14 protein-coding genes and 2 pseudogenes are annotated in these 21,685 nt (G+C 38.6%); all 16 read left to right on the forward strand.

Annotated elements, in window-relative coordinates; all coding sequences use genetic code 11:
* Positions 1-53: 53 nt before the first annotated feature.
* The 16 genes and pseudogenes from pstC to ACFING_RS07145 all read left to right on the forward strand — a co-directional run bounded on the left by pstC (position 54) and on the right by ACFING_RS07145 (position 21,530).
* The gene (pstC, locus tag ACFING_RS07070) at positions 54-1,514 is read left to right on the forward strand and encodes a phosphate ABC transporter permease subunit PstC (RefSeq protein WP_375630283.1); all 1,461 of its coding nucleotides are present in this window, start codon (positions 54-56) and stop codon (positions 1,512-1,514) included.
* Positions 1,511-2,800 carry a phosphate ABC transporter permease PstA gene (pstA, locus tag ACFING_RS07075; protein WP_375611793.1) on the forward strand — a complete coding sequence of 430 codons (1,290 nt, stop codon included), beginning with the start codon at positions 1,511-1,513 and terminating at the stop codon, positions 2,798-2,800. Before pstC ends, pstA begins: the two co-directional genes overlap by 4 nt.
* 51 nt (positions 2,801-2,851) lie before the next feature.
* Positions 2,852-3,610, forward strand: coding sequence for a phosphate ABC transporter ATP-binding protein PstB (gene pstB / locus ACFING_RS07080; protein ID WP_375611792.1), 759 nt, complete (start codon positions 2,852-2,854; stop codon positions 3,608-3,610).
* 21 nt (positions 3,611-3,631) lie between these two features.
* Positions 3,632-4,354 carry a phosphate signaling complex protein PhoU gene (gene phoU / locus ACFING_RS07085; protein WP_375611791.1) on the forward strand — a complete coding sequence of 241 codons (723 nt, stop codon included), beginning with the start codon at positions 3,632-3,634 and terminating at the stop codon, positions 4,352-4,354.
* A gap of 549 nt (positions 4,355-4,903) precedes the next feature.
* Entirely contained in the window at positions 4,904-5,737 is an 834-nt protein-coding gene (locus tag ACFING_RS07090; RefSeq protein WP_375621211.1) for a cell wall hydrolase, read from the forward strand.
* Between the two features lie 177 nt (positions 5,738-5,914).
* Positions 5,915-7,162: an aminopeptidase gene (locus tag ACFING_RS07095; RefSeq protein WP_375630284.1), complete on the forward strand. Its 1,248-nt coding sequence runs from the start codon at positions 5,915-5,917 to the stop codon at positions 7,160-7,162.
* A gap of 271 nt (positions 7,163-7,433) precedes the next feature.
* On the forward strand, positions 7,434-8,309 hold the full coding sequence (gene mutM / locus ACFING_RS07100) for a bifunctional DNA-formamidopyrimidine glycosylase/DNA-(apurinic or apyrimidinic site) lyase (protein WP_375630285.1): 876 nt from the start codon (positions 7,434-7,436) through the stop codon (positions 8,307-8,309).
* Positions 8,310-8,393: 84 nt separating this feature from the next.
* Positions 8,394-9,788, forward strand: a complete 1,395-nt coding sequence (locus ACFING_RS07105; protein ID WP_375611787.1) for a M20/M25/M40 family metallo-hydrolase — start codon at positions 8,394-8,396, stop codon at positions 9,786-9,788.
* A complete protein-coding gene (locus ACFING_RS07110; protein WP_375611786.1) occupies positions 9,781-10,401 on the forward strand; it encodes a ribonuclease D in 621 nt (206 codons plus the stop codon). The genes ACFING_RS07105 and ACFING_RS07110 overlap by 8 nt, the downstream gene beginning before the upstream one ends.
* 1,126 nt (positions 10,402-11,527) lie before the next feature.
* On the forward strand, positions 11,528-11,857 hold the full coding sequence (locus tag ACFING_RS07115) for a hypothetical protein (protein ID WP_375630286.1): 330 nt from the start codon (positions 11,528-11,530) through the stop codon (positions 11,855-11,857).
* A 1,515-nt stretch (positions 11,858-13,372) separates the two neighbouring features.
* Positions 13,373-14,206 (forward strand): outer membrane protein, encoded by an 834-nt coding sequence (locus tag ACFING_RS07120; RefSeq protein ID WP_375621215.1) that lies wholly within the window; start codon positions 13,373-13,375, stop codon positions 14,204-14,206.
* A 335-nt stretch (positions 14,207-14,541) separates the two neighbouring features.
* Positions 14,542-15,375, forward strand: a complete 834-nt coding sequence (locus tag ACFING_RS07125; protein WP_375621216.1) for an outer membrane protein — start codon at positions 14,542-14,544, stop codon at positions 15,373-15,375.
* 377 nt (positions 15,376-15,752) lie between these two features.
* Positions 15,753-16,564 (forward strand): annotated as a pseudogene (locus ACFING_RS07130) (porin).
* A 183-nt stretch (positions 16,565-16,747) separates the two neighbouring features.
* Positions 16,748-17,629 carry an outer membrane protein gene (locus ACFING_RS07135; RefSeq protein ID WP_375630287.1) on the forward strand — a complete coding sequence of 294 codons (882 nt, stop codon included), beginning with the start codon at positions 16,748-16,750 and terminating at the stop codon, positions 17,627-17,629.
* 215 nt (positions 17,630-17,844) lie between these two features.
* Positions 17,845-21,117 (forward strand): annotated as a pseudogene (locus ACFING_RS07140) (hemagglutinin repeat-containing protein); the annotation flags it as partial.
* A complete protein-coding gene (locus ACFING_RS07145; RefSeq protein ID WP_375630288.1) occupies positions 21,114-21,530 on the forward strand; it encodes a hypothetical protein in 417 nt (138 codons plus the stop codon). The pseudogene ACFING_RS07140 and the gene ACFING_RS07145, both read left to right, overlap by 4 nt.
* The last annotated feature ends 155 nt before the right edge of the window (positions 21,531-21,685 follow it).

Raw genomic sequence — 21,685 nt, forward strand, 5'->3', positions numbered from 1 at the left:
TTTCTGGGATAGGGAATTTGGATGCTATTTTTTTATAAAAACTGAAAGATAAAATGCGCATTTCCTTTATTATTTTGTTATTATTGACTTTTGGATTTTGTGGTTTTTGTATTTCTTATATGCGAGCACGCATTCTTGAATACAGACAACATAAAATGCATTCTCGTGCGTATTATTATGGCTGGTGGACATTTTTGATTACTGTTATTCCAGCTTTTATTTTTTTAATTGTTTGGGATGCTGGGAGTACAATTTATTTAGAATATAATGCCTCTCGAGAGCTGGGGGCGTATAGTGCGCATGTAACAGAGCCTGTAAATCACGATCTACTTTGGGAGACACTTCGAAGTCTCGTCAAAAAGATTCATCGCTTTGAGGGGAATCTTTCTACCGCTTCCTATAAGGAAGTGCAGGCACAATTACTCGCGAAGGGATTGATTTTATCCGATGAAGCATCGGATGATGTGTTCAAAATAGCACAGTTGTGGGTATTCTCTTCTGAAAAGCTTAAGTTTATAGGTTATGTTTTTCTTTTTGCTATTGCGTCCTTTGGTTTTATCTGTGGAATGATGCAAATTGCGCCTCATCAACGTGCCCGTAATAAGGTTGAATCTTTTATTATTATTGGATTGATTTGTGCATCTATTGTTGCAGTCTTGACAACAATAGCCATTGCGCTTTCTATGCTTTTTCAGACAGTAAGCTTTTTTCAGTCTGTATCCTTTTCAAATTTCTTTTTAGGAACAGTTTGGGATCCGCGTTTTTCCGCGAGCGGTTCCAGCGATGAAGTAGGACAATTTGGTCTAATACCGCTTCTTGCTGGTACGCTTTATATTGCATTTGTTGCCATGCTTTTTGCTGTACCTATAGGACTATTTTCAGCTCTTTATATGGCGGAGTATGCTTCTGCGCGATTGCGAGCAATTGTGAAGCCATTGTTAGAAGTTCTTGCTGGCATTCCAACGATTGTTTATGGCTTTTTTGCTTTGAAGGTTGTGGGACCATTTTTACGAGATCTCTCTGCTTCTCTCTCAGACGGGGTTAGTTTTATTATGGCACAAAGTGTTTTGACTGCTGGAGTTGTGATGGGAATTATGTTGATACCTTTTGTTTCCTCTTTATCGGATGATGTTATTACGGCTGTTCCACGCATTTTACGTGAAGGTTCTTATGGTTTAGGCGCAACGCAATCTGAAACAATTAAAAAAGTTGTTATACCAGCAGCGCTTCCAGGGATTATGGGGGCTATTTTGTTGACGGCATCGCGTGCAATTGGAGAAACAATGATTGTGGTTTTGGCGGCAGGTGTTGCAGCAAATTTAACACTCAATCCTTTCGAAGCAATGACTACGATGACTGTTAAGATTGTTAATCAATTGACCGGTGATTTTGAGTTTAATTCTCCACAAACTCTGGTGGCTTTTGCCTTAGGGATGACGCTCTTTGTTATGACACTTTTGATGAATATTCTAGCTCTTTATATTGTGCGTAAATATCGGGAACAATATGAATGAATGAAGATTTTTTTCCTCGTCGCAATATTAGTCTCAAGCGTCGGTATTGGGCTGAACGTCGTTTTCGTGCCTATGGTTTGATTGCCATTTTTATTGGTTTATTTTTTTTATTTACGCTTTTATGGTCTATCATTAGTCAGGGTTATACAGCTTTTTTTCAAAGTGAAATGACATTATCGATTTATTTGGATGAAAAGATCATTGATCCAAGTGGTCAACGTAAAACAAAACCACAAGTGCTCATGACGGCGAATTATCCACTTCTTGTACGCAATGCTTTAGCGAAGAAACTTAATATCAATCAAAATGATCGAGCCTCTCTTTTGGACGTTAACCGTATGTTTTCAAATGGTGTCCGTGTTCAACTGCGTGAAATGGTGACAAAAAATCCAAAACTGATTGGCACAATGCAAAAAGTTAAAGTTTTGGCATCTGCGGATATTGATTCTGCTTATAAGGGACAGATTGATCTGCGTGTAGCAGAAAAAAACCGTAAAGTTTCTAATCGACAAATAGAATGGATAAAGCGTTTAGCGCATGATGGTACGCTTTATAAAACATTTAATATTGGTTTTTTTACATTTGGCGCTTCAAGTCGTCCTGAGACTGCGGGATTAGGTGTTGCGATCATTGGTTCTCTTTATATGATAGGCATCGTTTTATTAGTTTCTCTTCCGATAGGCATAGCAACGGCTCTTTATTTAGAAGAATATGCACGCAAAAATAAATTTACAGATTTTATAGAGGTTAATATCAATAATCTTGCAGCTGTTCCTTCAATTGTGTTTGGTCTTTTAGGACTCTCTTTTTTTGTTAATTTTTTAGGATTACCACGTTCAGCCTCTTTTGTTGGTGGTCTTGTTTTAGCGCTCATGACTCTTCCCACGATCATTATTGCAACACGTTCTGCTCTGCGTGCTGTTCCTCTCTCTATTCGTTCTGCAGCTTTGGGGTTGGGAGCATCAAAAACACAAATGATTTTTCATCATGTTGTTCCTTTAGCTGCGCCTGGCATTTTAACAGGCACAATTATTGGAGTCGCTCAGGCTTTGGGTGAAACAGCTCCTTTGCTTTTGATTGGAATGGTTGCTTTTGTTGTTAATATTCCTACGACCCCCATGGATCCAGCAACGGCTTTGCCTGTTCAAATTTTTATGTGGGCGGGTGAAGCAGAGCGTGCTTTTGTTGAAAAGACATCAGGTGCTATTATTGTATTGATGATTTTTCTTGCGATCATGAATATTTCTGCGGTTTTTTTACGTCGACGATTTGAACGCCGCCAGTAATTTTAATAAAACAACAGCTTTGATAAGATTTTTGTAAGGTGAATTTTTGTAATGAAGATTAAAATGCGCGGTCAGGATGTGAAGGTTTCTTACGGAGATAAAGAAGCACTCCACGGTATTACACTTGATATTCCTGAACATCAAGTAACTGCTTTGATTGGTCCATCAGGATGCGGAAAGTCAACTTTTTTGCGTTGTTTTAACCGTATGAATGATACAATTGAAGGCGCTAAAACAACTGGTCTTATTACCTTAGATGGGGAGAATATTTATGACACACGGATTGATGTTGTAGAATTGCGCGCTCGTGTTGGAATGGTTTTTCAAAAGCCCAGCCCTTTTCCAAAATCTATATTTGAGAATGTTGCGTATGGTCCACGCATTCATGGTTTAGTTAAAACACGCTCTGAATTGCATGATGTCGTTGAAAAGAGTTTGAGGCAGGCAGGTTTGTTTGAAGAAGTAAAAGACCGCCTTCATGATCTTGGAACAAGTTTATCAGGGGGACAACAACAGCGTTTGTGTATTGCACGTGCTATTGCGGTTAGTCCTGAAGTTATTTTGATGGATGAGCCCTGTTCAGCTCTTGATCCCATTGCAACAGCACGGATTGAAGAGCTTATCGATGCGTTACGGCAAAATTATACAATTGTTATCGTAACGCATTCCATGCAACAGGCCGCACGTGTTTCTCAATATACGGCTATGTTTCATTTAGGGCATTTGGTAGAAGTTGGTGCGACTGAAATGATCTTTACCTCACCAAAAGAGCAACGGACACAAGATTATATTACGGGGCGTTTTGGATAGGTGAATTGAGGAGTGTAAGATATGTCTATGAAACATACTGTCCGTTCTTATGATGCAGAACTAAAATATTTAAGAGTAAGGATTACAGAAATGGGGAGCCATGCAGAAAGGATGATTGAACGTTCTGTCGCATCGGTTGTGAGTAGTGATCTTCAACTTGCAACGACAGTGATTGCCGATGATGTGTTTTTAGATGAAGCAGAACGTGACATTGATGAAAAAGCGGTTGCTATTATTTGCAAACGCCAACCGATGGCTGTCGATTTGCGTGAAATTATTGGAGCCATTCGTATTTCTTCTGATCTTGAACGGATTGGGGATATGGCAAAAAACATTGCTAAAAGGACTGTTGCACTTTCAGAAATACGTCAATCTGCTTCTGTTTATCATGGGCTTGAAACAATTACAGCTTTAGCACTCAATCAATTAAAAGAAGTCTTAAATGCTTATACGAGTCGCCTATTAGAGCGTGTTGACGCGGTGCGTGAGCGTGATGAGAAGATTGATGCTTTGTATACTTCTCTTTTTCGTGAACTTTTGACGTATATGATGGAAGATATGCGCAATATTACGGTTTGTACGCACTTACTGTTTTGTTTAAAGAATATTGAACGAATTGGTGATCATGTTACTAATATTGCTGAAATGCTGCATTATATCATAACGGGTTACCATATGTCCTCTGATCGTCCTCGTGATGACCTTACTTATAAAGTTGGGGTAGGTGAGAAGAAAATAGATTAAAATTTTTCTTATATGTATAAAATAAGTTTGTAGATATATGAGTATTTTCTTACAGTGCAGCTATAAGAAGAATAAGATAACCATTTTATGGCAAAGCACAAAGAAGCAACAAAGAGCTTTTTCAGAGAAGCATGGCAGATTGTTAACTCTTGGTTTGACATATTTGTATATTGGATGATATCATCACTCGTATTGTGGCAGGAGGGGAGTTTTCTAGGGGAATTTCCTTTCAGATCATTTTGTTAAAATTTTATATTAAAGGGGATATCTGTATTATTTTTTCGTATGTAGAAGAAGTGGATAGTGTTACTTTATTGTAATTGAAACGTGTGGGTTATTATAGCCTATATTGAACCATGAAGAATAACAATATCGATCTGTAAATTAAGAGTTTTTTATTTTTTATTTTGCATAGATACTTTTTGATTACCTCTTGTATTAAAATTTTACTGAGTGGTAACAATTAGCTATGTACTTTATTGAGAGATACATTTAAAGCTCATTTCAAGACTTGAATATCTCAGAGATTATAGGAATGTGTTGCATAAGATGAAAAAAAATCGTTGGAATGTTTTTGTTACCTGTTGTGTAGCGCCGTTAGTTGTTGTGGGATGTGCTTCAAGTCATTTAGATGCTGGAAAAATAAATAATAATAAGACAAAAATGGTTACATATCCATTGACAGAGCGTCAATGTCTTATGCGAGCGATGTATTTTGAATCAAATCGCACAAGCCGTGAAGGAATGATTGCCGTTGGAACGGTTGTTATGAATCGTGTTAATTCAACCGCCTATCCTAAGACGATTTGTGGTGTTGTTGGTCAATATAGGCAGTTTGCTCCTGGTGTTTTAACGCGTCCTATGACGGAGAAAGCATCTGTTGCTCGTGTAAGAGAGGCGGCTGATGCCGTTTTACGAGGTGAACGAGATAAGAAAGTTAAACACGCTAAGTTTTTTCATACCGCTGGTTTGTCTTTTCCGTATAAAAACATGCATTATGTTCAGGTTGCAGGGGGAAATGCTTTTTATGAAAAACGATCACGTGATGGAGAACTTCAAGTTCCTACAAATAATCGCCCTTATGATGTTGCTTATGCTTTTGCTCAAGAACGTTCTGGTCATGCGCCAAGCTTTATAGATGAAGGCTTAGAGAGTAGGGGCGTAAAGGCAGAGAAAAGTACATCTCCTTCGACAGAAGTAGCACAGTCCAAGATGGCACATCCTGCGCCTTTTGCTATGGTACAGCTTGATAAAGTTCCTATCCCTGCCTATGCACCTCAACATCTAGCTAGGAAAGAGGAAAATAAAACGATTATGGCTTTACCTTCATCTGATCAGTTAAATGCAATTGTTGCAATGTTAGAAAAACGACACAGGAACTAGTAAGTTTTTCATGACCAAAGAAGGATTATATACCCATTGCGGTTTATGAATTAAGTGAATTTTAGCGATAATGATACGCATAAATATACGTAGAGAAAGCGAACTCAAAGGATCTGAAAAACAATTTATAATATGACGACATAAAGAACGCATTCTATTTAAAGAAGGGTATTGGTAATGTACTTTGATATTCATGAGACAATTTTGCCTGAAATGCTTAATCGTCTTGCAGAAATTACAGTGAAAGTGGGGTTGAATTTACAAGAGGGGCAGGATCTTGTTTTAACTGCTCCAGTTTCAGCGTTACCTTTTGTTCGGCGTATTGCATATCATGCTTATAAGGTTGGTGCTGGTGTCATTACACCAATTTTTAGTGATGATATGTTATCGCTTACACGGTTTGAAAATGCCCATACAGCTAGTTTTGATTGTGCCCCTTCTTGGCTTTATGAGGGAATGGCAAAGGCTTTTGAAAATGGGGCAGCGCGTTTAGCGATTGTTGGTGATAATCCTTTGCTCCTTTCCAATCAGGATTTTGATAAGGTTTCACGTTTAAATAAAGCCACTTCAATAGCTTACCAGCCGGCACTCAAGCAAATATCAAATTTTGCTATGAATTGGTCGATTGTTGCTTATCCAACAGCAGGATGGGCTGAGGCAATGTTTCCTTCTTTACCACTTAATGAGGCGATTAAAAAATTAGCCGATGCAATTTTTTCTGCTTCACGTGTTACAGGAGAAGATCCGGTGCAGGCGTGGACTGTTCATAATGCACATTTGAAGAAACGGTCATTTTGGCTTAATGAGCAGCGTTTTTCTGCCTTACACTTTACAGGGCCAAGGACTGATTTAACTGTTGGTTTGGCAGATGATCATGAATGGCATGGTGGTGCATCCGTTGCTCAAAATGGTGTTATTTGCAATCCGAATATTCCGACAGAAGAAGTTTTCACGACTCCTCATGCTCATAAGGTTGAAGGTTTCGTTCGCTCAACAAAGCCCCTTTCCTATCAAGGAACTCTGATTGATAATATTGAAGTACGTTTTGAAGCCGGGCGTATTGTTGAGGCTCGTGCATCAACAGGCCAAGAAGTTTTACAGCAGGTTTTGCAAAGTGATGAGGGTGCAAGCCGGTTGGGCGAAGTTGCCCTTGTGCCCCATTCTTCACCAATTTCTAAGAGTGGACTCCTTTTTTATAATACCTTATTTGATGAAAATGCTGCATGTCATATTGCTTTAGGGCAGTGTTATTCCAAATGCTTTTTAGATGGGGCATCATTGACGTCAGAAGAGATTGCAGCACGTGGTGGGAATAAAAGTGTCATTCATATTGACTGGATGATTGGTTCTGGTGAAATTGACATAGATGGCATTACCCAAGATGGTGTAAGAGTTCCTGTATTTCGTAAGGGTGAATGGGCTTAATTTTGTTACCATAAAACACGGTCATTTGAGGTGGGGTGGGATGTAAGCTTTATTGATACGTTAAGTATTTTAGAGTGTGTGGTATATATTCAAGGCAGGGTTTGTCCATAAAGCCTTTAGTTAAATGATTCACATGAGTAGGAATCCAAGTAAAATCGACTCATCAAGAATTTGTTTAGTAGATGTAGAGGAAGTCTTCGTTTTTTGAGGGGGGAAGAAGTCAATTTATCAGTGATACGATTGGAAAGTGTATAATTATTAAAGAAGAGTAATGCCTGAGCTTCCTGAAGTAGAGACAGTTCGTCGTGGACTTGAGTCCGTTGTAATTGATGCAAAGATAGTATCTGTCAAACTTAATCGTAGAGATTTGCGCTTTCCTTTTCCTGAGGCTTTTTCTGAGCGCCTTATTGGCAGAACAATTATAGAACTTGGTCGGCGTGCGAAATATTTATTATTTCATCTTTCTCAGGATGAAACGATTTTAAGCCATTTAGGAATGTCTGGTTCATGGCGTATAGAGAATGATTTTTTAAGAAAAGCTTGTTCAGCGTCAAGTAAATTAGTTAAACATGATCATTTTGTCATGGATATTCAGACAAAGAATGGTGACGTTTATCGTCTTATTTATAATGATGTGCGTCGCTTTGGGTTTATGCTTTTAGTCGATACGGATAAGCTTTATGAACATCCACTTTTAAATAAGCTAGGTCTTGAACCTATGAGTAATTCGTTTTCTGGTCGTTATTTACAAAAGGCTTTTGTTAATAAAAAAATGTCTCTCAAGGGTGTTTTACTTGATCAGTCTATTGTTGCAGGTCTTGGGAATATTTATGTTTGTGAAGCACTTTGGCGGAGTCGTTTGTCTCCACAACGTGGTGCATTTACATTGGCATCAAAAACGGCACGTGCACGTGAATTTGCAGATTCTTTAGCACAAAATATACGCAATGTGATTTCTGAAGCCATTTTGTCTGGTGGCTCTTCTTTACGTGATTATATGCATATAGATGGTTCGCTTGGTTATTTTCAGCATGCTTTTTCAGTTTATGGACGAGAAGGCAAGCAATGTTTGGAATGTGGAGCGCCTATTATGCGCATTTTACAGGCTGGACGTTCAAGTTTTTACTGCTCACAATGTCAAAAATGAATAAGGTGTCTTGCAAAATCTTACAAGAGGCTTAAAGTCATCGCATCTATAATATAATTACACAAGGCTTGAAAGGTTTTTTTTATGCTGAATAAAGTACTAACACATCTTGATGGAAATATAGAGAAGAGCCTTGAACGCCTTTTTTCTCTTTTACGTTTTCAATCGATTTCTACAGACTCGGCTTACAAGGATGCATGTCGTAAAGCAGCTGATTGGTTAGTAGAGGATTTAAAAAGCATCGGTTTTGAGGCTTCACGCCGTGATACGCCGGGGCATCCAATGGTTGTTGGGCATCATCCTGGACCTTCAGATGATTGTTTGCATGTGTTGTTTTACGGACATTATGATGTTCAACCTGTTGATCCATTGAGTTTATGGGAGGATGATCCATTTACACCTTCTTTAAAAGAGAGAGATGGAGAGAAAGTTATTTGTGCTCGTGGAGCTTCAGATGACAAAGGTCAGTTGATGACTTTTATTGAAGCATGTCGTGCATTTAAGAAAGAAACAGGGCAGCTTCCTATTAAAGTTACTGTTTTATTTGAGGGAGAAGAAGAATGTGCTTCTCCTTCCCTTATTCCTTTTTTAAAAGCAAATACAGATGAACTTAAGGCAGATTATGCATTGGTTTGTGACACGTCAATGTGGGATGCGGATACACCATCTATTGCTCTTTCTCTTCGGGGAATTATGGCAGAAGAGATTATTATCACAGCAGCGAATCGTGATTTGCATTCTGGTTATTTTGGAGGAGTAGCAGCTAACCCCATTCGTATTTTAACGAAAATCTTAGCAGGACTTCACGATGAAAATAATAGGGCAACACTTCCTGGTTTTTATGATGGCGTAGAAGAAACACCTCCACAGATTTTACAATCATGGAATGCACTTAATTGTACTGCTGAAAATTTTCTTGGTCCTATAGGACTTTCCGTTCCAGCTGGTGAAAAAGGGCGGAGCATTTTAGAGCTTGTATGGGCACGTCCTACCATGGAAATTAATGGTATTAGTGGCGGCTATGAAGGGGAAGGGATGAAAACAGTTATTGCTTCTCAAGCGAGTGCAAAAGTATCGTGTCGTTTGGTGCATAAGCAAGATCCAGAGAAAATACGCCAAGCGTTGCGTGATTATGTACGTAGCTCAATTCCTGCTGATTGTAAGGTTGAATTTAAGAATCACGGTTCTTCTCCGGCACTTCAGATTTCTGATGATTCATCTTTTATCAAGGAGGCGAAGGATGCCTTATCACAAGAGTGGGAAGTGCCTGCTGTTTTGACAGCCATGGGGGGCTCGATCCCAATTGTAGCAGATTTTCGGTCAATTCTTGGTATGGAAACTCTTTTGGTTGGTTTTGGACTGGCTGATGACCGTATTCATTCTCCTAATGAAAAATATAATTTAAAATCGTTTCATAAGGGGCAGCGGTCTTGGGCGCGTATTCTTGCTGCTTTAGCAAGTAGGAGGGTAAATGGCTGAGATTCGCGTTCATCAAGGTGATTTACCAAACTTAGACAATTATAAAACTGATGCCATTGCGATTGATACCGAGACTTTAGGATTACAACCCTATCGTGATCGTTTATGCGTTGTTCAGCTTTCTTCTGGAGATGGTACTGCCGATATTATACAGATTGCTAAAGGACAAAAGAATGCACCTAATTTGGTCAAGCTTCTTGAAGATAAAGCGGTCGTAAAAATATTCCATTTTGGGCGTTTTGATCTTGCTATTTTAGCACATACATTTGGTGTTATGCCAGAGGCTATTTTTTGTACAAAGATTGCTTCGAAACTCACGCGCACTTATACGGATCGTCATGGTTTGAAAGAAATTTGTAATGAATTGCTGAATGTGAATATTTCTAAACAGCAACAATCTTCGGATTGGGCGGCAGAAACGTTATCACAGGCACAAATTGAATATGCTGCGTCGGATGTGTTATATTTGCATCGTTTAAAGGTTATATTTGAAGAACGTTTAAGACGTGAAGAGCGAGAAAATGTTGCCAAGGCATGCTTTCAATTTTTGCCTATGAGAGCTAGGCTTGATCTTTTAGGATGGGCGGAAGTTGATATTTTTGCGCATAGCTAACTTTAAAATTGGCTTTTAAATGGAGTTAATTATTGATGTGAGAGGACAAAATGCTTGTACATTATGGGCATTTTATCCTCTCATCTTTTCTGATAAGAATTATAATAAATTCTTAAGTGCTATTTCATTTGAAGTTTAGGCAATAAAGGTATTTTTGCGAATTCATATTTTTTATTTTTGTAACAGCTTTTATTTGAAACAAAGCAATTTTGAGGAGAGGCTGAAAACATACGGTAGGTTGGAAGACTTAAATCTCTGAAACCGGTATACAGCCTAATTGGGGGAGAATATGAATGTGTAAATGTAAAAAACCAATCTCATCTTTACCATCATTTTTAATTCTGCTTTACGACTTTCAAAAGTATTTAAAGCAATGTCTGTTAAATAATAGAGATTACGCATTGCCCCATACTTTTGTTTCTCATGTTTTTAATGGATTTACGTTCTTCGTGTAAAACAGAACGCTCTAAACGGAATATATTTGTGTTGCTAATTCATGTGCTTTTTGTAAAGAAACCGACACCCAAGTTCATTTTACGGTGGCGCTCATAAAAGATATAACAATAAAGCTTCCAATACCAATATAAAATCTATTGAACACTACCATCTTTATGCTTATGGAGTAACAAGCCGCTACCATCCACACAACTGTGCCAATTCCCAATGTTGTGTAAGTCCTTAGCACTTGAGACGGTTCATAAGAGGCATTTTTAGTCTTTTTTTTTAGTGTTTTTTATCTACACAGCTCTCACAACTTGTAACGTGCAAACAAATGGTTTTGATTGATTCAACATGAAAAAGATTTGGAATGAGAGAATCTTATGATATTTAGGATTCTCAGTCAATATGAATAACGCTAAATTATCATTATAAATCAGTATATTATATGAAGTTCGTATAGTTTATTATTTTCAGACGATACTTCGTGCCTTTATTTATTACTCAATAAGTAATTTCTATGTTGGCAGAGCAGGGCAATTTTCTTTTATTTTAAAATTAAAATGCTTCAAAGCTTTGTTTTTTGAGGATTCTCACTTTTTATCTATAAACATGCTATTTTTCTCTAGAAATTTGCAATGAAGACACTAGATAAAATCCATTATGGATATTTAATGAGGTTAAATTTATGAATATAAAATATTTTATTACGGCTTTCGCTACGTTTGCTTCAATCTCTGTAGCTCAGGGTGCTTCTTTCTTGTCTTCTCAAAAGTTAATAGAGGGTATACCTTCTATTGTTCCTCCTAGAGATCTTTTTTCTAGTGAACAGTTGAGCAAGATCTTCTCTGAAGTTGTTCAAATGGAACTTTCTTGCACGCATAACAACCAATGCATAACAGCAGCTAAGTTAGTACCTGTATCATATTCTGGTAAAAAAAGATTTAAAAAGCCTAAAAGAGGATTAGGGAAAGGAAAACGACCAGACTTATTTGGACGAAGTCCAATGAGTTATTAAAAAGTAAGAAAACAACATCAAGAGGTCTAACGTATGATCGGGAATTGAAGAGAGGAGATATTTTTTATCATTTGAAAAGTGGAGGAGCAGTTGTTCGCAAAGGGTATTATAATTATGTACGGAGGGGGTGAAGAGTACTATTTGGAAAAGATATGGGGAGGTGGATTTCGGTGTAAGAATACTCTGTATAATGGCAATCGCTCGTTACAAAATTCATGGGTTTGGATAAATATAACCTCCCGATTTTGGGTTACGCTGTTATACTGTAAATACTGTCATTTTAAGCGTAACTATACAGCGCATATAAAACTCCTTGATAAGTGTTTTTAGAGTAGGGCTTGTCCAGAGAGAGCCTTTAGTTAAGTGAATCACATAAGTAAGGAGTTAAGAAAAATCCTCTCGACAAGAAACTAAGCTGTTTGCAGAGAGGATCTGAGAGGATACTTCATCAAAATCGAGTGAAGCAACAAAAATGTTAAACTTTTGATCTTTCATGCTATGCTTCGACTACAGAATTTATAAAATATTCATTTGTCTATGATTCAAAATATCAGATATTTTTTCTGCCAAATTCATGATTTTTAAAGCAAGGTGTGGTGTGAAAACTTTAAGAAAGATTTCTCGTTTTTTCAGCTTTAAGGAGATTTCTATATAAGTTTTAATGTTTATCATACCGGTTGTCTGTCTTTAGGTATTTTTTTCAATTTAGCTAAAAAGAGTATGAAATGATAGCCTACAAATAGGGCTAAAGCTCTGGAAAAGATTTTCTAGAAAGTTAAGCAGAAGCGTAAATATGTCAAAAAGGAATAAATTCCTAAATTAAAAACAAAGAGCAAGCGTGATGAAATTACATGTAATTTTGTTGCAGTCCATAGGGTAGTGGAGATCTTGTTTTGTGCGGTACAAGCATTCTTTACAATGATGAAAAAACAATCAAAGAGCTATTCACATTTGGTTATGCGAAGGATGAAGCTAAAAATGTTGTTTGTATGAATTTAAATGGAACAGTTAGATTTAGCTGTTCTCAATATTGTAACGGTCTTCAATATTCAATATTGAGAGTATTAATAGGAGGCATCATGTTAGCTTTTAAATAGTTTTATTTATTCACACACTTGCTTGTTTGTGAGGTGCAGAGGGATGGTTTTGGTTTCTTTAATATAAAAAGGCTTAAGATAAGAGCATCGTCAATATTGCAGACGAATTAATATAAAGATATTTTTTCATTATAAATCAATATATTATATTTTTATGTCAATAGCACACGCTTTACACGGAGGGTACTGTGGCGCAGTTTTTTTATCAAAATGATAAAGGAGAGAAAACGTGAGGAAAAGAGATCATTTGTGCATGGGCATAGTTTTATTCTCATTATTACAGATCAAGCAATTAAGGGTACTTTGATTGGCTTTTTGTTTTTTTTTATAAGTGTATCATTTTTGCTACAGATATCTGAAGATGGGGCTCTATATGAAACGGTGTGTTCAAATAAATATTCAGCTATGGAGAGAAAATATGAATATGAAATGGTTAATAACAGCTTCTGCTTTCGCTTTTGTTTCAGCTTCAGCAGCACAAGCAGCAGATGTTATTGTTCCCCCAAGACCAACACCTGTTGCTCCCGTTATTGTTGCTCCAACTTTTTCTTGGACAGGTTTTTATGTTGGGGGCCAGATTGGTGGTTTTTCGGGTAAAACGAAAATGGATATTCTCAGTAATGGAAACAAGATTCCAGCGCCTGATGACCTTTTGCCTAAACTATCTGGTTTCATGGGTGGTCTTTATGCAGGTTCCAACGTTGATCTTGGTAATGGCCTTATTCTAGGTGTTGATACAGATATCATGTGGTCTAATAAAGATGACACGAAGACAGGAAAAACATATGTCATTGCCCCAGAACACATCAATTATATTAACAAGGTATTAAAAGACGCTGCAATTAATATTGGTAAAGATGCGCTTAAACCTGGTGCTAAACGAACCCACAGTTTCACTTTTAAAGAAAAGTGGGCTGGTGCAACGCGCGTGCGTATTGGTTTTGCAGCTGAACGCATTATGCCTTATGTTGCTGGTGGTATCGCTTATACACAGCTTCAAGATAGTGCGTTGATTTCAATAACAGATAAAGATTCAGACAAAGTAATCGCTTCTGGTACTCTGTCTGATGAAACAAAGACCCTTGTTGGTTACACCCTTGGTGCTGGTGTTGATTTAGCAATGACCAATAATATTATTGTACGTGCGGAATATCGTTACTCAGATTTTGGGAAAAAGAAATTCTCAAATGATAAATATGAGACTTCTTACAAAACCAATGATTTCCGTGTTGGTGTTGCTTACAAATTTTAACAGATGATAAGTTAAATAACAGAGGCTCTGTCTTTGACAGAGCCTCTGTTATTTTCTGTTGCCATATTATCACACAATACATAATTTATTGTGGATGTGAAAAGATATTATTCAGATTTTCTTAAAAAAAATCATAGACAATAAACAAGAATTACATTTAAAAACCAATAAGTTATTTATATATATATCTTTAGGTTTCTCGTACAAAATCAAGCTATGAAGCGATTTTGTCTGGGATGTGCCCTCCATTTTCTGTGACTGTATCATTTTTACTACAGCTTTTCTTTCTATAATCTTGTAGCACTGTGCTCATAAATAAATTAGGAGCAAAGTTTATGAATATAAAATCTTTAGTAACAACTTCTGTTATCGCTATAGCAGCAGCTTCTGCAGCACAAGCTGCTGATGTTGTCATCCCTCGTGAAACAGCCCCAGCAGTCATCTCAGCAGCCCCTGCCTATTCTTGGACAGGTTTTTATCTTGGTGCTCAGATTGGTGGTCGTTCAATGAAATCTGACAACTTTTCAAACGATTTTAAGTTTTCTGGTATGATCGGTGGTCTATACACAGGTTACAATATTGATCTCGGCAGTGGTGTAGTCTTTGGCTTGGATACAGATGTCTCTTTTGTTGGTAAAAAAGACACAGTTAATTACGGTGAACATACGGTTGGAGGAGTATTCAATAAAACTGCTGAAGATATTACTAAAATCCTTACAGAAGCTAAGATTCCAGTGAAAGATGGTCTAAAAGTTGCATCTGGAGATGCATACACCGAAAGTGTTACTCTGAAAGAAAAGTGGTCTGGTGCTACACGCGTTCGCATTGGTTTTGCTGCTGATCGTATCATGCCTTATATCGCTGGTGGTGTTGCTTATACGCAAATACAAGGAATTTCCGCAATTGAAGTGAAAAAAGCTGTTGATACTTCTGCTAATCCTTCTGCTGATTCTGGTAAATTGGTTGCTTCTGGTAACGTATATGATGAAACAAAGACCCTTGTTGGTTTCACCCTTGGTGCTGGTGTTGACTTCGCAATGACAGACAATGTTCTGTTGCGTGCAGAATACCGTTACTCAGACTACGGTAAAAAGAAATACTTTAAAGACACAGCTGAACTTCAATACAGAGTCAATGATTTCCGTGTTGGCGTTGCATATAAATTCTAATTTCGTAAAAAACGAAATAAACTTCCAAGAGGCTCTGTCTTTGACAGGGCCTCTATTATTTTCTGTTGTTATATTATCACATACCCTATATTTATTAGGGGAGTAAAAGATATTATTTAGATTTTCTTAAAAAGATTTTTATAAATGACAGATAACAATTATGCCATAAAATCAATAATTTACACATACTTGTAACTTACAATTTCTTATGAAACGTGAAGTTATGAAATGACTTTATCTTGCGTCAGCTTTCGTTTCCTATGATTGTATCATTTTACTACAGCGTTTTTTTGTAGTCGTATAATACTGTGCTCGTAAATAAATGAGGAGCAAAGTTTACGAATATAAAATCTTTAGTAACAACTTTTGTTATCGCTATGACTACAGCTTCTGCGGCACAAGCTGCTGATATTGTCATTCCTCGTAAAACAGCTCCAACAGTTATCACAGCTCTTTCGTTTTCTTAGACAGGTTTTTATCTTGGTAGTTAAGTTGGCAACTTTTCAAGTCAAAGTTTATGTATTTGATTTTGAGACAAAAGAAAAAACTTCAGATAAAGATGCACTACCTATGCCTTCCGGTTTCATCGGTGGTATTTATTTAGGTTCCAACGTAGATCTTGGAAATGTTCTCATTCTAGGTGTTGAAACCGATGCAGTCTGGGCAGACCGAGGAGAGACGAAGACGGTCTCAAAGATTCTTGTGGTTGATGAATTTAATGATTTTAATGATGAATTTGAAGATGCTGGTGTTGCATTGCTGGTGTTACATTGGATGAAAATAAAAAGTTTCAAAAGGGTGACACAGCAGTGTATCGCATTGGTTTCAAAGAAAAAAGGTCTGGTGCAACACGGGTTTGTGTTGGTTTTTCTGTCGCTGACAGTATTATGCCTTATCTTGCGATGGTATTGCTTATGCGCAAATACAAGGTGTTGGTAAAGTTTCAGGAACAAAAAAGTTGGCAAATGGGTAAGCCAAGTAAAGAGTTTCTGCTACAGTATTTAATAAAACAAAAACGATGGAGGGTTTTATCCTTGGTGGTGGTATAGATTTCGCGATGACAGATCATATTCTGCTTCGTGCGGAATACTGTTACTCAGACTTTGGTAAGAAGGAATTTAAAAAGGATTATCTTAAACTAGGCTACACAACCAATGACTTTCGTGTAAGTATCGCTTACAAGTTCTAATTTCATCAAAAGTGCAATTATGAATAAAAAAGTATTAATAAAAAGTTAAATTTTCAAGAGATCTTGACTTTTAAAAAAACGCTGTTTTCTGGGGTTTTATTTGTATGATTGTGATATTTTTACTACAGCTTTTCTATCTGTAATCTTGTAAGGTCGTTTGATAGTTAATTTAGGAGCAAAATTATGAATACAAAATCTTTAATAGCAACTTCTATTGCCGCTTTAATTTCAGCTTCTGCAGCACAAGCTGCTGATGTTATCATCCCTCGTGAAACAGCCCCAGCAGTTATCGCAGCAGCCCCCTCGTTTTCTTGGACAGGCTTTTATCTTGGTGGTCAAGTTGGTAACTTTTCGAGTAAAACTAAAGTAACTATTCCAGGAGAAGATAAAGAACTTTTCAAAAAAGATAACACACCTAGTCCTTCTGGTTTCATGGGTGGTATTTATGCCGGATCTAACGTAGACCTTGGAAATGGTCTCATTCTCGGTGTTGAAACCGATGCAGTTTGGGCAGACCGTGAAGAATCAAAAACAGCCCGTGAATTGACTCTTACTGAAAAAAATGCAGCAGATTTTAATGCTGCCCTTGAAAAAGCTAAGGTTGAATTAAAAGGTCAGCAACAGTTTGAAAAAGGCGACAAGGTAACGGAAAAGCACAGTTACAAAGAAAAATGGTCTGGTGCTACACGCGTTCGTATCGGTTTTGCTGCTGTTGACCGCATTATGCCTTATGTTGCTGGTGGTATTGCCTATGCGCAGGTACAGGGTATTCAATCAGTTACAGGAAAAGGAGAGAGAGTTAAAGTTGAACAGAAAGCTGGTGTGGTTGAAAACCCATCAGTTAAGCAAAATGTAGATTTGACTGGTGGTACTTGGGCTGATGACACGAAGACAATGGTTGGTTTCACTATTGGCGGCGGTGTTGACTTTGCAATGACCGACAACGTTCTTTTACGTGCAGAATACCGTTACTCCGATTTTGGTAAAAAGAAATTCGCCAACGATACACGTGAATTCAACTACAAAACCAATGACTTCCGTGTAGGTGTCGCTTACAAATTCTAATTTCGTAAAAATGAAATTATCAGCACAAAAAATACTAAGGCCTCGTTTAACGGGGCCTTTATTTTATTATCTCTCTATTTTATTCCTCTTAATCTCTTCATTTTTAATGGGATCATACTCCTCATGCAAAACAGAACGCCCTAAACGGAATACACTTGTTGTTGTGTATTCACACATTTTTTTTAAATAAATATTTTTCAAAGTACATCAAGCCCACTTATGTCTCTGGAAAAGATTTGAATATTTTAGGCTCTGATGTTCAAGCAACGGATAAACTCCTCTTGCAAGCTGAGAGGAATGTTTCGATTGATGCCACACGCAACAGTGCCAATAGCCATCGCGGGGATCAAACATCTCATGTCGCGGTGCACAATGGCTCTCATCTAAGTTCTGGAAAAGAGACCACTGTTCTATCGGGTGGCGATATCCATATTGCTGCTTCCAATATAGATGCCAAGGGTAATGTTGCTCTTGGCGCCCAAGGGGAGGTAACAATAGGGGTAAGAAACGATGAGATGGAGTATCATCTTCAGGGCAAAAACACGAAAGTGGACATGCAAGCCTCTCATGCCGTTGGCTCTTCGATAAAATCTGGAGGTGATACCACTGTCATTGCAGGACAGGATGGCAAACCGCATGACCTTAGCATCACAGGCAGTTCCATTGCGGCTGAGGGCAAGGTAGGGCTGAAAGCCAGCAACGATGTCCTGATCAATAATGCAGAGGATAGCTCACACCGTGAGATATCTAGCTACACAGATGGCGGTTTTTTTGGGGGAAGTTCATCCTATTATAAAACTTTTGGAGCCACCCAAGTAGTAGGTTCAAGTATAGCAGGAGAAAAAGGCATTGCCATTGCCTCAGGCAACAACACGGAAGTTGTAGCCTCGACGCTCATAGCCGGTAAGGCAGAGGAAACGTCAGGAGAGAAAGCACCAGGAGAACAGAAACAAGCGGATATTACCATTCACTCTGGGGGAAAGATTGTCATAAAAGGTGCCCAAGAACACTTGGATCAGCAAGCACAATCGTCATCAAGTGGCTTTTTGCATGAGGAATCGTCCGATAGTTCTCAATCGCATACCACAACGGTCTCCTCTGTTCTGGCGGCAATGGGCAACATTATCACGCAATCAGACAAAGAGACCACAATCACTGCTTCTCATCTGCTTTCCGGTCAAGATATCAATGTGAGTGGAGAAAGTGTGACGATTGATGGCATGACAGATCACCATAAAAGCCATTCAGAGGAGCATGAAAAGTCTTTTGCTGGTGTGACAGGCTCTGTCAATGTGGGAATTCTTGGTACAGTAAAAGATGTAAAGGATGCAGTCAAACGTTTTGGTCATGGGGATACAAAACACAAAATCGGCAATGGTCTTATTGCTGGTCTAAAAGGCTATGATCTCTATAGCAAAGGCAAAGGTCTTTATAATGGGATGAAAGGTGGAAACAAACAGTCTATTCGTGATATTGCTGATGTTTCTGCTAGCGTAACCGTGGGCTTTAAGACAGAGAAGGCAGAAGCATCGGTTCAGACTTCTACCGCGGTAACAGGTACAATAGAAGCAGGACGCGCTGTTAATATGCAAGCCCACAAAGGTAGCATTCATGGTGTTGGAGCCGATATTATTGCCGGTACAAACCCGATGCAAAGCAATGATGAACAGAGCGGGAATATCACCATGGGAGCAGGTAAAGATATCATCTTTGAAAGTGCGCAAAACACGCAGAGCACAGAAAACCACACGCAAAGCGCTTCAATGAATGTTGGGTATAGTTATGGTACCGGTGGTACAGGGTGGATGGGGAATGCTTCTTTTGGTAAAGGCAAGGGTTCCAGTGAGGAGGTTCACCAGAAGAACAGCCATATTATTGGCACAGGCACAGTTCACACAACGAGTGGGGCAAACACCACATTGGCAGGCGCCGTGGTTTCTGGAGAGCGTGTAGAAATGGAAGTAGGGGGTGATTTTACCGTTGTCAGCCGCAGTGATACGGGACACAGTTCCAGCAAGCAAAACTCTGTTTCCATTGGTTATAATAGCCGAGAAAAGGAAGGTACAGCCACAACCAATATTTCCTTGAACAAGGATAAATCCTCTAGTGATTATCATAGTGTTGTGGAACAATCAGGCATCAAAGCGGGTGATGGTGGTTTTAAGATCAACGTTAAAGATAAAACAACGCTGACCGGAGGACTTATTTCCAGCACTGCGCCGGCAGAAAAAAACAGCCTGACCACAGGAAGCATTACCACCAGTGATATCAGCAACAGTGCGCATGCGCAAGCCAGCAGTCAAGGTTTAAGCATTTCTGCGGGTGGTCCGATGTATCAGGGCAAATATGGTGTCGGGAAAAACATTGCTAAAAATGTCTTAGATCATTCAAAAGCTAAAGATTCAGAGGAAGGATATACCAAATCTGCTATCAGCAATGGCACCATTGTCATTACTGATGAAGCAGGGCAGAAGGCATTGACAGGGCAAGATGTTGAGCAAGCCATAGCCTCCCTTAATCGTGATACTGCTAGCGCCCATAAGGGTGTAGAACAGCTCGATGTAGGCAAGCTGGAACAAATCGTCCATGAAAACCGTGAAATGGCAACTCAACTCTTAGAAGAAGGGTTTAAATACAGCGATGACTCCTATAAAACCATGTTTATCAAAGAGCACCCCATCGCCGTGGTGGATCGTGATAAAAATGGCAATATACTCTATGAAATAGATGCAAATGGGGTACCTATAAGAGATGCTCGTGGACAACCAATACCTCACGCACATTATTTAACGGATGAAGAAAAGCAGCATTTACAAGAGGGTGCTGATGGCAAGGTGCATGTGTCCTTTAATGGCATCTTTACTCCACCAGAGGAAGCCGCTGTTTATGCGGTTCAACATGCGAAGGATAAAAATGCACCGCTTTATTTTGTTGTGTTCCCCCAAGCCGATTCTGCTATCTCAGAACTTTTGGTCGCGGGCTACCAGAAGTTTATGGAAAATAACTTTTGGGGTTTGACCAATTCAACACAAGAAGCAAAAGATTTGGTGTATAGCCATGGTATTACAGGGTTAGAACTTTATGGACATAGCCGTGGTACCATGACATTGGGGAATATGCTGAATTCTTTCAAACAAGAAGGTGTTCACGGTATAGCCAACGAAAACACGACTATCAATTTCTATGGACCAGCCTTTAATGCTTTAGTTGCATCCGGTCTGTTAGGTTATGTGAGTGATGGCAAACAAACCACTATTGGTTTTGATGGGAATAGATATGACTTTGTAAGCCGATGGATTGGCGGCAATGGCTATACTTACGAGACAATACCTGCTGGTAGTAACTGGTGGAAAGAAACATGGAATATGTTCTCAGATCCCATAAGTTCCCATACCTGTCTTGGAGACGTGGGTCCAAAATGCCAAAAGTTTTATGGCACATCTCATCGTGAACAATTTCCTTTAAGTAAATCAAGGAGTAAAAAATGAAACAAACTCTAAAATTATTAAGCACTGTAACTTTGTTAATTATAACTGGATGTAATATCGATAAACCTCCTCTAGGAGAGGTGGCTACGTGGGAGAAAAATGGTGTTACTGATTTTACAGAGGTAGGAAAAGCCTTATTAGAATGTGGAATGCCAACCCCTTATGATACTGATCCAGAAAACAGAAAGCAGAGCATTAATGCAAAAGCAACAATTTATGCTTGCATGCTTCAATCAGGGTTTCGCTATAAAGATGAAGAGGTAGCAAGAGCGGGAGGGCCATGTTATACTTTTAGAGCCGAAAACCTTCCGATTTTTCGTCCAGGTGCTGTCATACCACAGCGCAGTGTCAAGAAGCGCTTAAACAGCCCGTTTTGTAAAAAGCATCCAGAACAATATGAATGCTATCCTTAAGTCTTGCTTGTAATGACCAACAATCCGCCATCTTGAGCGCAAGGCTGGTGAGATGATTGATGTTGGCCAATGTGGTTGGGGCAAAGTTGTTTGGTCAAAACTCAAACGTCATCCCAAAATCATTAAAGCCGTTAAAGGGGGTGGCACTGCTGATG

The organism is Bartonella sp. AP150HLJHH (assembly GCF_042196385.1).
In the GTDB taxonomy this organism is placed as follows: domain Bacteria; phylum Pseudomonadota; class Alphaproteobacteria; order Rhizobiales; family Rhizobiaceae; genus Bartonella.